Source organism: Janthinobacterium glycogeni (assembly GCF_051380725.1).
GTDB lineage: Bacteria > Pseudomonadota > Gammaproteobacteria > Burkholderiales > Burkholderiaceae_D > Janthinobacterium.
In genome coordinates this window covers 262,659-278,360 of sequence record NZ_JBNYXP010000001.1, presented here as the reverse complement: position 1 = coordinate 278,360, position 15,702 = coordinate 262,659, and the positions used below count along the sequence as shown (strand labels likewise).

10 protein-coding genes and 6 tRNA genes are annotated in these 15,702 nt (G+C 61.7%); 15 read left to right on the top strand and 1 reads right to left on the bottom strand.

Annotated features, from left to right (window positions below):
- Positions 1-2: 2 nt before the first annotated feature.
- The 11 genes from acpS (at position 3) to ACQ4W4_RS01230 (ending at position 6,365) form a co-directional block, all read left to right on the top strand.
- Positions 3-404, top strand: a complete 402-nt coding sequence (gene acpS, locus ACQ4W4_RS01280; RefSeq protein ID WP_070288651.1) for a holo-ACP synthase — start codon at positions 3-5, stop codon at positions 402-404.
- 7 nt (positions 405-411) lie between these two features.
- Positions 412-2,292 (top strand): excinuclease ABC subunit UvrC, encoded by a 1,881-nt coding sequence (uvrC, locus tag ACQ4W4_RS01275; RefSeq protein WP_436540471.1) that lies wholly within the window; start codon positions 412-414, stop codon positions 2,290-2,292.
- Between the two features lie 264 nt (positions 2,293-2,556).
- Positions 2,557-3,141, top strand: coding sequence for a CDP-diacylglycerol--glycerol-3-phosphate 3-phosphatidyltransferase (pgsA, locus tag ACQ4W4_RS01270; protein ID WP_219114198.1), 585 nt, complete (start codon positions 2,557-2,559; stop codon positions 3,139-3,141).
- 131 nt (positions 3,142-3,272) lie between these two features.
- A tRNA-Gly gene (locus tag ACQ4W4_RS01265) sits at positions 3,273-3,348 on the top strand.
- 92 nt (positions 3,349-3,440) lie between these two features.
- A tRNA-Gly gene (locus ACQ4W4_RS01260) sits at positions 3,441-3,516 on the top strand.
- A gap of 71 nt (positions 3,517-3,587) precedes the next feature.
- Positions 3,588-3,663 (top strand) — tRNA-Gly (locus tag ACQ4W4_RS01255).
- A gap of 55 nt (positions 3,664-3,718) precedes the next feature.
- Positions 3,719-3,794, top strand: a tRNA-Gly gene (locus ACQ4W4_RS01250).
- Positions 3,795-3,884: 90 nt separating this feature from the next.
- Positions 3,885-3,960, top strand: a tRNA-Gly gene (locus ACQ4W4_RS01245).
- Positions 3,961-4,002: 42 nt separating this feature from the next.
- A tRNA-Cys gene (locus ACQ4W4_RS01240) sits at positions 4,003-4,076 on the top strand.
- 279 nt (positions 4,077-4,355) lie between these two features.
- Positions 4,356-5,843, top strand: a complete 1,488-nt coding sequence (locus ACQ4W4_RS01235) for a SulP family inorganic anion transporter (protein ID WP_436540470.1) — start codon at positions 4,356-4,358, stop codon at positions 5,841-5,843.
- Positions 5,844-5,912: 69 nt separating this feature from the next.
- Positions 5,913-6,365 (top strand): hypothetical protein, encoded by a 453-nt coding sequence (locus tag ACQ4W4_RS01230; RefSeq protein ID WP_436540469.1) that lies wholly within the window; start codon positions 5,913-5,915, stop codon positions 6,363-6,365.
- A gap of 25 nt (positions 6,366-6,390) precedes the next feature.
- Here the strand turns inward: ACQ4W4_RS01230 and ACQ4W4_RS01225 are convergent, their stop codons facing one another.
- Positions 6,391-8,097: a methyl-accepting chemotaxis protein gene (locus tag ACQ4W4_RS01225; protein ID WP_436540468.1), complete on the bottom strand. Its 1,707-nt coding sequence runs from the start codon at positions 8,095-8,097 to the stop codon at positions 6,391-6,393.
- Positions 8,098-8,479: 382 nt separating this feature from the next.
- Between ACQ4W4_RS01225 and ACQ4W4_RS01220 the strand changes: the two genes are divergently transcribed.
- From ACQ4W4_RS01220 to ACQ4W4_RS01205, 4 genes are all read left to right on the top strand, one after another.
- Positions 8,480-10,630 (top strand): TonB-dependent receptor, encoded by a 2,151-nt coding sequence (locus tag ACQ4W4_RS01220; protein WP_436540467.1) that lies wholly within the window; start codon positions 8,480-8,482, stop codon positions 10,628-10,630.
- Positions 10,631-10,957: 327 nt separating this feature from the next.
- Positions 10,958-14,029: a formate dehydrogenase-N subunit alpha gene (fdnG, locus tag ACQ4W4_RS01215; protein ID WP_436540466.1), complete on the top strand. Its 3,072-nt coding sequence runs from the start codon at positions 10,958-10,960 to the stop codon at positions 14,027-14,029.
- Positions 14,030-14,042: 13 nt separating this feature from the next.
- Entirely contained in the window at positions 14,043-14,963 is a 921-nt protein-coding gene (gene fdxH, locus ACQ4W4_RS01210; protein WP_436540465.1) for a formate dehydrogenase subunit beta, read from the top strand.
- The gene (locus ACQ4W4_RS01205; protein ID WP_436540464.1) at positions 14,953-15,624 is read left to right on the top strand and encodes a formate dehydrogenase subunit gamma; all 672 of its coding nucleotides are present in this window, start codon (positions 14,953-14,955) and stop codon (positions 15,622-15,624) included. The genes fdxH and ACQ4W4_RS01205 overlap by 11 nt, the downstream gene beginning before the upstream one ends.
- Positions 15,625-15,702: the final 78 nt, after the last annotated feature.

The following is a 15,702-nucleotide window of genomic DNA, read 5'->3' as shown; positions in this document are numbered from 1 at the left end:
GCATGATCTACGGCATCGGCACCGATATCTGCAAGATTCCCCGCATCGAGGCGGCCCTGGCGCGCCATGGCGAGCGTTTCGCCAAAAAGATACTGGGGCCGCAGGAGCTGGAAAAATTCCGCGCCCGCAGCGCCAAGAACGCGGTGCGCGGCGTGCGCTTCCTGGCCACGCGCTTCGCGGCCAAGGAGGCGTTTTCCAAGGCCATCGGCCTGGGCTTGCGCATGCCGATGACCTGGCCCGCCGCGCAGATGCTGAACCATCCCAGCGGCAAGCCGATGATCGTCTGCAGCGGCGTGCTGGCGGACTTCATGGAAAAAAACCGGCTGAGCGCGCAAGTGACGATCAGCGATGAAGAAGAATATGCGGTCGCGTTCGTGATCGTGGAGCAAGCAGTGCAAGAATGAGCCAGCAATGACCGAAGCAAGCCCAGAACCATCCTTGGCGGAAACGCCGCCCGACCCGCGCGCGCAGGTGCTGGCCACCGTCGCCAGGCTGCCGAACCTGCCCGGCGTGTACCGCTATTTCGACGCTGCCGACAAGGTGCTGTATGTCGGCAAGGCGCGCGACCTGAAAAAGCGCGTGTCCAGCTATTTCCAGAAAAATCTGGCCAGCCCCCGCATCGCCATGATGGTCGAGCGCATCGCGCGCCTGGAAACGACCGTCACGCATAGCGAGGCGGAAGCCCTGATCCTGGAAAACAACCTGATCAAGGCGCTGCAGCCGCGTTACAACATCCTGTTCCGTGACGACAAGTCCTATCCCTACCTGAAGATCACCAATGGCGACGCGCCGCGCATGGTGTATTACCGGGGCGCGGTGGACAAGAAAAACCAGTATTTCGGGCCGTTCCCCAGTTCCTGGGCCGTCAAGGAATCGATGCAGATCCTGCAAAAGGTGTTCTTGATCCGCACCTGCGAGGACAGCGTCTACGCGAACCGCACGCGGCCCTGCCTGCTGCACCAGATCGGCCGCTGCAGCGCGCCGTGCGTGGACCTGATCAGCAAGGAAGATTATAAAAACGATGTGGAAAACGCGGCGCGCTTCCTGCGCGGGCGCCAGAGCGAGGTGCTGGCCGACCTGGAAAAGAAGATGCACGCGTTTGCCGCCGAACTGAAATTCGAGCAGGCGGTGGTGGTGCGCAATCAGATCACCTCGCTGTCGCGCGTGCTGCACCAGCAAAGCATGGAAACGACGGGCGACGCCGACGTCGACATCCTCGCCGTGCTGGTGCAGGGCGGGCGCGCCTGCGTCAACCTGGCCATGGTGCGGGGCGGACGCCACCTGGGCGACCGCGCGTACTTCCCCAGCCAGCTCAGCGATGCAGCGGCGATTGCCGAGGAGCCGATCGAGGTGGAGGTGCTGGCCGCCTTCCTGGCCCAGCACTACACGGAAAAATTCATTCCCGGCACCCTGATCCTGAATATCGAATTCGACCAGCCGGCCCTGATGGTGGCGCTGATGGAGCAGTGCGGCCACCGCATCAACCTGATCTTCCAGCCGCAGGGGCAGCGCCGCCAGTGGCTGGAAATGGCGCAGAAGGGCGCCGAGATCTCGCTGGCGCGCCTGCTGTCGGAGCAGGGTTCGCAGCAGTCGCGCACGCGCGCGCTGGCCGAGGCCTTGCGCCTGGAAACGGAAGACCTCGACAGCCTGCGCGTAGAGTGCTTCGACATCAGCCACACGCAGGGCGAGGCGACGCAGGCCTCGTGCGTCGTGTTCCACCACCATGCCATGCAGAACGGCGAATACCGGCGCTACAACATCAACGACATCACGCCCGGCGACGATTACGCGGCCATGCGCCAGGTGCTGATGCGCCGTTACGAAAAAGTGGCGAATGGCGACGGCGTCATGCCCGACGTGGTGCTGATCGACGGCGGCAAGGGCCAGATCGAAATGGCGCGCCAGGTGTTTGCCGAGCTGGGACTCGATATCAGCTTGATTGTCGGCGTGGCCAAGGGGGAAGGGCGCAAGGTGGGCCTGGAAACCCTGCTGTTCGTCGATGGCCGCGCGGCGCAGGAACTGGGCAAGGAATCGGCGGCCCTGATGCTGATCGCCCAGATCCGCGACGAGGCGCACCGCTTCGCCATCACGGGCATGCGCGCCAAGCGGGCCAAGACGCGCCAGACCTCGCGCCTCGAGGAAATCGAAGGCATCGGCGCCAAGCGCCGCCAGAAACTGCTGTCGCGCTTTGGCGGCTTGCGCGGCGTGGTCGACGCCAGCGTCGAGGACCTGATGTCGGTGGAGGGGATTTCCACGCAGCTGGCAGAGGAAATTTACAAGCAGCTGCATTAGAACGCCCCACCAAACCTGCTGCGCGTCGCGACTTGCGGCCTGCGGCCTGCGATGCTCACTGGCTCGGCGCCCCCGTGTCAAGCACAGTTGCGCTTCTCGGTCGCAATTCGCTGCCGCTCGCTACGGTTTTGTGAGGATTCTATGACGGCCTGGTCCGGCGCTGCGGCAACCGGACTAGGCTAATACCCCGGGGCCATGTAGACTAGTGGCGCTTTCTTCACGCTTTCTTCATGTTCAATTTACCCGTCGGCCGATTGCTCTCTTATGCCTTTTAATATTCCCATCCTTTTGACCTGGCTGCGCGTGGCCCTGATCCCGCTCGTCGTCGGCGTGTTTTACCTGCCGCCGTCGATGCTGCTGCATGGCGACCAGAACCTGGTTGCCACCCTGGTCTTCATCGTTGCGGCCGTGACCGACTGGTTCGATGGTTTCCTCGCGCGGCGCTGGAACCAGACCTCGGCCTTCGGCGCCTTCCTCGACCCCGTGGCCGACAAGCTGATGGTGGCGGGCGCCTTGCTGGTACTGGTGCAGCTGGACCGGGTCAATGCCGTGCTGGCCTTTATCATCATCGGCCGCGAAATCACGATTTCCGCCTTGCGTGAATGGATGGCGCAGATCGGCGCGTCGAAATCGGTGGCCGTCAGCTCGATCGGCAAGATCAAGACGGCCGCGCAAATGACGGCCATTCCCTTGCTGCTGTACCACGAAGTGATCTTTGGCGCGGTCGACACCCATGTGTGGGGCGAGAAGCTGCTGTGGATCGCCTGCGTGCTGACGGTGTGGTCGATGTTCTATTACTTGCGCCTGGCATGGCCCTTGATCAAGGAAAAGGCCGGCAACCTGCATTGAACGGTTTGGCCCAAACGCAAGAGCTGGGGTCAGGCCCAATGGGGCTGACCCCAAATATTTTGCAAAAGACCAGATATTGCCCGTTGACAGCCCCTGTAATCCCTCTATAATGCTGGCCTGTTGTTGATGACGCGGGAGTAGCTCAGTTGGTAGAGCGCAACCTTGCCAAGGTTGAGGTCGAGAGTTCGAGACTCTTCTCCCGCTCCAGTTTTCTGGATCGTGTCATAGGTAAAAACAGCGAATGCAGTAAAAAGTAGTACTGGCGATGTAGTAGAGCTTCTGATACAATGTTGTCCACTGCGGGAGTAGCTCAGTTGGTAGAGCGCAACCTTGCCAAGGTTGAGGTCGAGAGTTCGAGACTCTTCTCCCGCTCCAGTGAAGACTGGATCAGCAGTAAAGCAGCACTGGTAAACGGTAGCAAAAAGCAGTAAAATAGCGGTTCGTATGCGGGAGTAGCTCAGTTGGTAGAGCGCAACCTTGCCAAGGTTGAGGTCGAGAGTTCGAGACTCTTCTCCCGCTCCAGCGAACGCTGAAGCAGCACAGCAAGATGACAGTAGCAGAAAATAGAAGCTCCAATGCGGGAGTAGCTCAGTTGGTAGAGCGCAACCTTGCCAAGGTTGAGGTCGAGAGTTCGAGACTCTTCTCCCGCTCCAGAATTCTAAAGGGAAGCTAAGCTGGCTTCCTTTTTTTATCCGCCGCACAGCAGTTGGCGCGGCGCGGTTAAGCGGTAAACAAGCTCCAATGCGGGAGTAGCTCAGTTGGTAGAGCGCAACCTTGCCAAGGTTGAGGTCGAGAGTTCGAGACTCTTCTCCCGCTCCAGTTTTCAAGGTGGGCCGCAAGGCGCATCGAAGCAGTTCCTCTGGCGAGGTAGCAAAGAGGTTATGCAGCGGCCTGCAAAGCCGTTTAGACGGGTTCGATTCCCGTCCTCGCCTCCAGATGAAAAAAATAGCCCGCTTTCGAGTGGGCTATTTTTTTGTCTGCGCTTTCGCCAGACTGTTGCCGGCGGCGCATCTTGTATAATGCCGGCAAGCTCAGCCGCGCCGCCTGGCGCCTTGATGAAACTTCCCCTTTCCGCCATACCGATGTCGTCACCGACGCCTTTCCTGTGCCATTCGACCTCGGCGCTGCTTTTCTGTGACGCCCGCTGGCCTGGCTGCGCCTGATGATTGCCCATCAGGCAGGCATTTTCCTGTTCCGACTTTGGATTTGACTCAATGATCAACACAACTTTTCGGGATGAGTGGTTCCCGAACGTACAAAAAAACCTGCTGGCGGGTCTGACCACCTCGTTCGCCCTGGTGCCCGAGTGCATCGCCTTTGCCCTCGTGGCGCAGTTGAATCCCCTGATGGGACTGTATGGCGCTTTTATCATCTGCGCATTCACTGCCATCTTTGGCGGGCGCCCCGGCATGATTTCGGGCGCCGCCGGTTCCATGGCCGTCGTCATCGTGGCGCTGGTGGCCCGGCATGGCGTGCAATACCTGCTGGCGACCGTGGTGCTGAGCGGCATCATCATGGCGCTGTTCGGCCTCTTGCGCCTGGGTAAGCTGATCCGCATGGTGCCCCATCCCGTGATGCTGGGTTTTGTGAACGGCCTGGCCATCGTCATCGCCCTGTCCCAGTTCGAACATTTTCGCCAGTCCACGCCGCAGGGCGCAACCTGGCTGCAAGGCACGCCCCTGTATGTGATGGGCGCGCTGGTGGTACTGACCATGGCCATCGTCTACGTGTTGCCGCGCGTGACAAAAGCCGTGCCGCCCGCGCTGGTGGCCATCCTCGGCGTGGGCGTGCTCAGCCATTTCCTGCACCTGCCCACGCGCACCCTGGGCGACCTCGCGCATATCGCCGGCGGCTTGCCGGCCCTGCACTGGCCCGCCGTGCCGCTGGACATGGCCACCTTGCACATCATCTTCCCGTATGCGGCGCTGATGGCCATGGTGGGTCTGCTGGAAACCTTGCTCACCTTTAATCTCACCGATGAGATGACGGAAACGCGGGGCCAGCCCAACCGCGAATGCATCGCCCTGGGCGCCTCGAACGTCGTGTCGGGCCTGTTTGGCGGCATGGGCGGCTGCGCCATGATCGGACAGACGATGATCAACCTGAGCTCGGGTGGCCGCTCGCGCCTGTCGGGAGTGACGGCCGGCGTGATGATTTTATTGTTCATCCTGTTCCTGTCGCCGCTGATCGAGCGCATCCCGCTGGCCGCGCTGGTGGGCGTGATGTTCGTCGTGGCGCAGCAGACGTTTGCCTGGGGTTCCCTGCGCGTGCTGGGCAAGGTGCCGCTGCAGGATGCGCTGGTGATCGTCGCCGTGACGGTGATCACCGTGTTCACGGACCTGGCGATGGCGGTGCTGTGCGGCATCGTCATCGCCGCCTTGAATTTTGCCTGGCAACATGCACGCGACATGCGCGCCGACATCGATGATGGCAGATCCGGCGTGCGCGTGTACCTGCCGCACGGCACCCTGTTTTTCGCCTCGACCACGCATTTCCTGGAACTGTTCCAGGCGGCGACCGATCCGGCCCGCGTCATCCTCGATTGCCGGCATCTGCATATGGCCGATCACTCGGCCATCGCGGCCATCGAAGCCTTGTACGAGCGCTACGACAAGGCGGGCAAGCACCTGCAGGTGACGCAGTTGTCCGCCCGTAGCCAGGCCTTGCTGCTGCGCGCCGGCGTGGACGTGAGCGTGGCGTAAAATAGGGGAAAGTCTGATCCGCGCCATTTCTCGGGATGGACGCGATTGTTGAATGTCTGTGGAGTGTGAATGCTGTCGAAGGAACAAGAACAATTATTGCAGCAAAGCCAAACGGCTTTTGATGCCTACTATGACGCGCTGGGCGCGTCGCTAGTGAATTTTGTCGAGCGCCTGGGCATCCAGCCCGCGCACGAAGTGCTGAGCAATGCGGCCGAGTACCTGCCGTACATCGATGCGGCCATGCGCACCATCGTCATCCGCGACGAGAGCTGGCAATGGGTGAAAACCATGCTTGGCTACTTTATCGGCGAATACTTCGTGCAGGGGCATGCGGGTTGCTGGTATGTGGAAACGCGGGCCGAATCGCCGCATTTCTGCCGCATCATGGTGGGCGGCTTTGAGCATGGCTTGCCCGCGGACGCCGCCATCGATCCGGAGGCGCTGGCGCTGGAGTTTCTGGGGCAATCGGTACCGCGCGAGCTGGCGGCACTGATCGCCACAGCGCAAGCCTGCGCGGCGTGATGCCGCGCGGCTTGCCGAGCTAGATTTAAAACTCTTCCCACTCGCCTTCGGCAGGTGCGCTCGCCTTGCTGCTGGCGCGCGTCGCGGGCAGGCGCAGGGCAGGGGCCGAGGCCTTGCGGACTGGCGCTGCCGGGGTTGCGGGCGCGCTGCGCTGCGCCGCTTTCACGCTGAAACGATCGGTGGCCGCCGCGTTCGCATCGAGGCGGAAGACGCTGACCACCTGCGCCAGTTCGCTCGCCTGTTCCTGCATCGCTTCGGCTGCGGCCGAGGCTTCCTCCACCAGCGCCGCATTTTGCTGGGTCACCTGATCCATTTCGGAAATGGCCTGGTTGACCTGCTCGATGCCTGCGCTTTGCTCTTCGCTGGCGTTGCTGATTTCGCTCATGATGGAGGTGACGAAGCCGATGCTTTGCACGATTTCTTCCATCGTCTTGCCCGCCTTGTCGACCAGGTCCGTGCCCACGTCGACCTTTTGCACGGAGTCGTCGATCAAACCCTTGATCTCTTTCGCCGCCGCCGCCGAGCGCTGCGCCAGGTTGCGCACCTCGGTGGCCACGACGGCGAAGCCGCGTCCCTGTTCGCCGGCGCGCGCCGCTTCCACGGCCGCGTTCAGGGCCAGGATGTTGGTCTGGAAGGCGATGCCGTCGATGACGGAGATAATGTCGACGATTTTCTTCGACGAGGTATTGATCTCGCCCATGGTGGCGACCACTTCGGCCACCACGGCGCCGCCGCGGCTGGCGATGCCGGCCGCGTCGCCGGCCAGTTTATTGGCCTGGCGCGCGTTGTCGGCATTCTGTTTCACGGTCGAGGTCAATTCTTCCATCGACGAGGCGGTCTCTTCCAGCGAGCTGGCTTGCTGTTCCGTGCGCGAGGACAGGTCCTGGTTGCCGGCGGCGATTTCCGCCGATGCCGTGGCGATGGTGTCGGTGCCGCTGCGCACCTGGCCCACGATACCGACGAGGCTGTCGTTCATGGTTTTCAGCGCGTGCATCAGCTGGGCTGTTTCATCGCGGCCTTGCGCCGTGATGGTGCTGCTCAGGTCGCCCGCTGCGACGGTTTCCGCCACTTTCACGGCGTCGCGGATGGGGCCGGTGATCGAGCGCGTGATCCACCACGCAAAACCGATGCCCATCAGTACGGCCAGCACGCCCATGGTGATCAGGAAGATGCGCGTGCTGCTGTAAGCTTCGATGATGCTGGCGCCGACGCCGTCGGCCGCCTTGATCTGCATGCCGGCGAAGCGCTTCACTTCGGCCAGATAGGCCACGGTGATGGGCGCGACTTCCTTGTCGAACACGATCTTCGCGCCGGCCATGTCGCCGTCAGCCTTCATCTTGAAGGCGCGCGCACGCGTCGTCACGTAGTCGGTGCGTACCTTGCGCACGACCTTGAATTGCTCGATCACGGCAGGGTTGAGCAAGGATGCGACGATGTCGTCCTGCAGCTTGCTGGAGCGCTCCGCATCGACCTTCAAGTCTTCCTCGATCTTGGCGCGCACGACAGGATCGGTGATTTCGAACGAGGCGACGCCGCGCACGCTGTTGAGTTCAATGATCTTCGACCATTCGGCCACCATGCGCTGGTTCTTGATGCTGGTATTGATCAGGCGGTAAGTCAGGTCGCTGGCCGTTTGCATGCGCACGAGGGCGGTGATGGTCAAGGCGGCAAGCAACAGCAATACGACAGCAAAGCCGACGCCAAGGCGGCTGCCGATGTTCAGGTTTTTCATGTAATTCCTAACAGTTTAATAGTCATGATCGCCGCCGCCAGCAGGGGCGGACAGGCGCCGCGAGGCGCAGGGGATCGGGGTCTTCGGGTGCCGCGTGATGGCTGTGCGGCGCGCCGCGCTGAGCGTGGCGTCGGAGGTGAAGCAAGGGGCATATCGGTCAGGCTGACCGCTGCCCAGCAAGCCGCAAGTATAGCATTGACGCAGAGAAATAGTTTCTGGCGGCAATTTTAATTATTTTTTGACATTGATTTCCTGTTGTGTTTTTACATCAAGTACCTAGTCCATAAGTACTATCACTTACAGAAATGCTTACTTTATGCCTGTCTGCCTGATAAAATACTAATGATAATCATTCGTATTAAAACATCGACCAGGGAATTGTATGCAGCAACGTCGCAAGCCAGGATGTAAACCGATCACCATCGCCGTACTCGGCGCCTTGACCTTGGGCGCCACGCCATTGGCGGCCTGGGCGCAGGAAACATTGCCCGCCGTCACCGTGACGGCGGCCAAGGACAAGGACGGCTATGTCGCCGCCACCTCCGCCAGCGGCACCAAGACGGAAATGGCCCTGCGCGACGTGCCGCAAACGATCAACGTGGTGCCGGCCGCCGTCATCCGCGACCAGAACGCCATGTCGATCCAGGACATCATGAAGAACATCCCCGGCGTGGGCCTGTCCACGGGCGACGGCCAGCGCGACCAGGTGTTCATTCGCGGCTTCACGGCCATCGGCGACCAGTTCGTCGACGGCTTCCGCGATGACGCGCTGTATTTCCGCGACCTGTCGAATGTGGAGCGCCTGGAAGTGATCAAGGGACCGGCCGCCGTGCTGTACGGCCGCGGTTCCTCGGGCGGCCTGGTGAACCGCATCACCAAGAAGCCGGGAATGGACATCACGGACGTGGCCCTGAGCTTGACGAACACAGCGGGGCGCCGCGGCGAAGTCGACGTGGGCCGCGTGGGCGAGACGGTGGACTGGCGTGTCACGGGCGCGCGCGAACTGTCGGACAGCTACCGCGACCAGCAATTCATCAACCGCACGGCGCTGGCGCCATCCGTGGCCATCCGCCTGTCGAGCGCGACGAAACTGCTGCTGCAGGGCGATTACCTGGAAGACCGCCGCCTGACGGATTTCGGCATCCCGTCTTACCACGGCCGTCCCGTGGCCGTCGATGCGGGTAGCTATTATGGCGCCGCGAATGCCCGCGATGCGGACTTCAGCCAGTCGCGCGTGGTGTCCACGGCCGCCACCCTGACGCACAAGTTCAGCGATACCTTGTCGCTGCGCAATGCCTTCCGCTATTACGATTACCACCTGGATCGCAACAACACGAATATTTCCGGCAACGTCAACGAGGTCAAGGGCACGATGAGCCTCGGTCATGCCAAGCTCAACCGCGACGAGAGCGGCTGGTTCAACCAGACGGAACTGACGCAAAAGCTGGTCACGGGCAGCCTGCGCCACGAAGTGCTGTACGGCGCCGAGTTCGGCAAGCAAAACAAGGATGCGTCGAGCTGGGCCTCGACCGTGGTGGCGACGAATGTATCGATCTTCCATCCCGTCCTGCCTGTGGTCAACCGCGGCAAGCTGGGCGCGCGCAGCGATACCTTCGGCACCTACGACACGGCCGCCGCCTACGTGCAGGACGCCATCAGCTTCAGCGACGAGTGGAAGGCGCTGGCCGGCTTGCGCTACGACCGCTACAAGCAGCAGTCGCGCCTGGCCAATGCGCTTGGCGTGACGACGGCCAACCTGTCGCGCACGGATTCGGCCTACAGCCCCCGCGCCGGCCTCGTCTGGCAACCGGGAGCGACGCAATCGTACTACGCCTCGTGGAGCCGCTCTTTCCAGCCCAGCGGCGAGAACTTCGCCCTGGCCGCCAACAATGCGGACCTGGCGCCGGAAACCACGCGCAACACGGAAGTGGGCGCCAAGTACGACCTGTGGGGCGGCCGCGCCAATGCCACCGTGTCGCTGTTCCGCCTGGAGCGCGACAATATCAAGACCAGCGACCCCATCACCAACCGCATCGTGCCCGTCGGCACGCAGCGCACGGATGGCCTGGAACTGACCTTCAATGCGGACTTGCATGACGGCTGGAAGATGATGGCCGGCTATGCTTACCTGGACGCCACCATCACCGATTCCATCGCCGTCGACCGCAGCGTGAATGCGCCGGGCACGACGACGGCCAGTTCGGTGGCCATCAAGGGCAAGCGCGCCACCCTGACGGCGCGCAACACGGCCAACCTGTGGCTGACGAAAGACCTGGGCCACGGCTTCACGGTGGGCGGCGGCGCGAATGCCGTCGGCAGCCGCTTCGCCAATCCGGGCAACACGGTGGTCTTGCCAGGCTATGTGACGGCCGACGCCATGGCCGTGTACCGCACGGGCCGCTATGAAGTGCAGTTGAACATCAACAATATCGGCGACACGCGCTATATCGTGTCGGGCCACGGTTCCAGCCCGAACCTGAGTTTGCCTGGCGCGCCGCGCAACGTGGCGCTGACCTTGCGCTACAGTATGTAAGCTAGCCTGTCAGTTCGGCGCCTCCCTCAAAACCCGCTCGCGAGCGGGTTTTTTCATGCCCGCCGCGCTGCCCGGCCTGGCGGCTTTCCTGGCGCCGCGTGGCTGCGCAAACCGGCCTGGGTTGCGGCTTGGTCCATTTAGAGGAAGTATTCGGTATGGATAAATTAATGTTGACTACGGGTAATTTTTTCCGGCGGACTGAGCCTTGACTGGCTTTGAGGGGTAAAATGGGGTCATACGGCACAGGCATGGTGCTTATATCTTAGCGATATGACACTGTCATGACGCCGTATGACTTTTTATTTACTCACATCATAGAGGTCTGATATGGTTCAGATATCCAGGCGCCAGTTCCTTCGGGTCACTGGCGCCACGATTGCTGGCTCCAGCCTCGCCTTGCTCGGTTTCGCGCCGGGGCAGGCGTTGGCAGAGGTACGGCAATACAAGCTGGCTCGCACGACCGAGACCCGCAATACCTGTCCTTACTGTTCCGTTGGCTGCGGCGTCCTGCTGTATGGCCTGGGCGATGGCGCGAAAAATGCCGTCTCCAGCATCATCCACGTGGAAGGCGATGCCGATCACCCGGTGAACCGCGGCACCCTGTGCCCGAAAGGCGCCAGTCTGGTCGACTTCATCCACAGCCCGAACCGCCTGAAAGTGCCCGAATACCGCGCACCGGGCGGCACGGAATGGCAACCGATCTCCTGGGATGTGGCGCTCGACAAGATCGCGCGCCTGATGAAGGATGACCGCGACGCCAACCTGATCGAAAAGAATGCCGACGGCAAGACCGTCAACCGCTGGCTCTCCACCGGCATGCTGGCCGCGTCCGCCGGCAGCAACGAGGTCGGGTATCTGACCCACAAGACAGTGCGCAGCATGGGGATGCTGACCTTTGATAATCAGGCGCGTGTATGACACGGACCGACGGTGGCAGGTCTTGCCCCGACGTTTGGCCGTGGCGCGATGACGAATCATTGGGTCGATATCAAGAATGCCGACGTGATCCTGGTCATGGGCGGCAATGCAGCAGAAGCACATCCTTGCGGATTCAAGTGGGTCACGGAAGCGAAGGCGCATAACAAGGCCAAGCTGATCGTTGTCGATCCGCGTTTTACCCGTACCGCATCCGTGGCAGATTACTACTGCGCCACGCGTACCGGCACGGACATCGTCTTCCTCGGCGCGATCATCAATTATCTGCTGACGAACGACAAGATCCAGCATGAGTACGTGCGCAACTACACGGACATGCCTTTCATCGTGCGCGAAGACTATGCGTTCGAGGACGGCCTGTTCTCGGGTTTCGACAAGGAAAAAGGCAAGTATACCAACAAGGCCACCTGGGATTACGAGATCGGCGACGACGGCTACGCCAAGGTCGACCCGACCCTGGAACACCCGCGCTGCGTCTACCAGATGATGAAGAAGCACTACGCGCGCTACACGACCGAGATGGTCGAACGCACGTGCGGCGTGTCGGCCGACAAGTTCCACAAGGTGGCGGAAGCCCTGGCTTCGACCGCCGTGCCGGGACGCGCCGGCACCATCCTGTACGCGCTGGGCTGGACGCACCACTCGACGGGCGCGCAAACCATCCGCACGGGCGCCATGGTGCAGCTGTTGCTGGGCAATATGGGCATCGCGGGCGGCGGCATGAACGCCTTGCGCGGCCACTCGAACATCCAGGGTCTGACCGATCTGGGCCTGATGTCGAACCTGTTGCCGGGTTATATGACCTTGCCGAACGAAGCCGAGCAGGATTTCGACGGCTATATCGCCGCGCGCGCCACCAAGCCGCTGCGGCCGAACCAGCTCAGCTACTGGAGCAATTACCGCAAATTCCACGTCAGCTTCATGAAGACGTGGTGGGGCGATTTTGCCACCGCGGACAATAACTACGCCTTCGACTACCTGCCGAAACTCGACAAGCCGTATGACTTGATGCAAGCCATCGAGAACATGCACCAAGGCAAGATGACGGGCTATATCTGCCAGGGCTTCAATGTGCTGGCGTCCGCGCCGAACAAGCAGAAGGTCACGGAAGCGCTGTCGAAGCTGAAGTTCCTCGTCATCATGGATCCGCTGGCCGTGGAAACGGGCGAATTCTGGAAGGCGCACGGGCAGTACCACGAAGTCGACCCCACCAAGATCATGACGGAAGTGTTCCGCTTGCCGACCAGCTGCTTCGCCGAAGAACGCGGTTCGCTGGTCAGTTCCTCGCGCGTGCTGCAGTGGCACTGGCAGGCGGCCGAACCGCCGGGCCAGGCGCGCAGCGACCTGGAGATCATGTCGGGCCTGTTCCTGCGCATGCGCGACATGTACAAGAAGGAGGGCGGCAAGTTCCCCGATCCTATCGTCAACCTGACGTGGAATTATGCGCAGCCGCATAACCCGCAGCCGGAAGAAATCGCCCGCGAATTCAACGGCAAGGCGCTGGCCGACTTGTACGATCCGAAAGATCCGACCAAGCTGCTGGTGAAAAAGGGCGAGCAGCTGGCCTCGTTTGCGCAATTGCGCGACGACGGCACGACCACCAGCGGTTGCTGGATCTTCGCCGGCAGCTGGACGCAGGCGGGCAACCAGATGGGACGGCGCGACAACAGCGACCCGACCGGTATCGGCCAGACCCTGGGCTGGGCCTGGGCGTGGCCGGCCAACCGCCGCGTGCTGTACAACCGCGCCTCGTGCGACTTGAAGGGCAAGGCCTTCGATCCGACCCGCAAGCTGATCGAATGGAATGGCACGAACTGGAGCGGGGCCGATATTCCCGACTTCAAGGTCGATGAACCGCCGGAAAACGGCATGGGTCCGTTCATCATGCTGGGCGAGGGCGTGGCGCGCTTCTTTGCGCGCGGCGCCATGGCCGAAGGGCCGTTCCCCGAGCATTACGAGCCGTTCGAAAATCCGCTGGGCTACAACCCCATGCATCCGAAAAACCCGCAGGCGACCAGCAATCCGGCCGCGCGCGTGTTCGCCGATGACCGGAAAATGTTCGGCACGCATGAGGAATATCCGCATGTGGCGACCAGCTACCGTTTGACCGAGCATTTCCATTACTGGACCAAGCATGCGCGCCTGAACGCCATCATCCAGCCGCAGCAATTCGTCGAAATCGGCGAAGAGCTGGCCAAGAGCATCGGCGTCGTCGCCGGTGGCGAAGTGCGCGTCAGTTCCAAGCGCGGCCACATCATCGCGAAGGCCGTCGTCACCAAGCGCATCAAGGCCTTGATGATCGAAGGCAAGCCGGTGCATACCGTGGGCCTGCCGCTGCACTGGGGCTTTACGGGCGTGGCCAAGCCGGGGTATCTGATCAATACCCTGACGCCGGGCGTGGGGGATGCGAATTCGCAAACGCCGGAATTCAAGTCCTTCCTCGTGAAGGTGGAAAAAGCATGATGGGAGCTCAATAATGGCACTGCAATCTTTAGATATCCGGCGCCTGTCGGCGACCACGGTGACGTCGCCGCAGGCGCGCAACCCGGTGACGGGCACCGTGGCCAAGCTGATCGATGTGTCGAAATGCATCGGCTGCAAGGCTTGCCAGACGGCGTGCATGGAATGGAACGACTTGCGCGATGAAGTCGGCGAAAACCATGGCACCTATGACAATCCGACGGACCTGACGCCGCAATCGTGGACGGTGATGCGTTTTGCCGAACACGAAAACAACGACGGCAACCTCGAGTGGCTGATCCGCAAGGATGGCTGCATGCACTGCGAGGACCCGGGCTGTCTGAAAGCCTGTCCGGCGCCGGGCGCCATCGTGCAGTACACGAACGGCATCGTCGATTTCCACCAGGAAAACTGCATCGGCTGCGGCTACTGCGTGGCCGGTTGTCCTTTCGACGTGCCCCGCATTTCGAAAAAGGACGACCGCGCCTACAAGTGCACCTTGTGCTCGGACCGCGTCGCCGTGGGCCAGGAACCGGCCTGCGTGAAAACCTGCCCGACGGGCGCCATCGTCTTCGGCACCAAGGAAGACATGAAGGTGCATGCGGAAGAGCGCATCGTCGACCTGAAGTCGCGCGGTTTCGAGAATGCGGGCCTGTACGATCCGCTGGGCGTGGGCGGCACGCACGTGATGTACGTGCTGCACCATGCGGACAAGCCGAAGCTGTATTCGAACTTGCCGGAACGCCCGCGCATCAGTCCGATGGTGGGCTTCTGGAAGGGCTGGTCCAAGCCGCTGGCGGTGGCCGGCATGGCTGCCACGGCGCTGGCAGGCTTCTTCCACTACACGCGTGTCGGTCCGAACGAAGTGAGCAAGGATGAAGAGCACGAAGCGCTGGAAGAGGCCAAGCGCATCCGGGAGGAACAGCATGAAGCATAGTGAACTTCACGATGGCAAGCTGCGCGACAAGGATGGCAACCCGCTGATCCAGCGCTACGACCCGAACGAGCGCACGAATCACTGGGTGACGGCCATCACCTTCGTCATGCTGGCCCTGTCCGGCCTGGCCATGTTCCATCCCTCGATGGCGTGGCTGGCGAACCTGTTCGGCGGCGGGCAATGGACGCGCATTTTGCATCCGTTTGCCGGTCTGGTGATGTTCGTTTCGTTCGCGATCCTCGTGGTGCGCTTCTGGCACCACAACAAGTTCGAGGACGGCGACAAGCAGTGGCTCAAGCAGATGGACGACGTGCTCCACAACCGCGAAGACAAGCTGCCGAAGATCGGTAAATACAATGCCGGCCAGAAGATCCTGTTCTTCGTGCTGCTGTTCTGCATGGTGGGCTTGCTGTTGTCGGGCATCGTGATCTGGCGCGCGTATTTCGCGTTCTATTTCCCGATCGACGTGGTGCGCTTTGCCGCCTTGCTGCATGCCGGTTGTGCGTTCGGCATCATCTGCGCCATCATCGTGCACATCTATGCGGCGATCTGGGTCAAGGGCTCGATCGGCGCCATGGTGCGCGGCACCGTCACCTATGGATGGGCGCGCAAGCACCATCCGAAGTGGTTTGAGGCCGTGGTCCGTCATACGGAAAAGTAGGCAGACGGGTAGGTCGGCTTAGCTTCGCATAAGCCGACATGCTCGGCCGCCGGCGTTTTTCTCTGCCAGCGGCAGCCA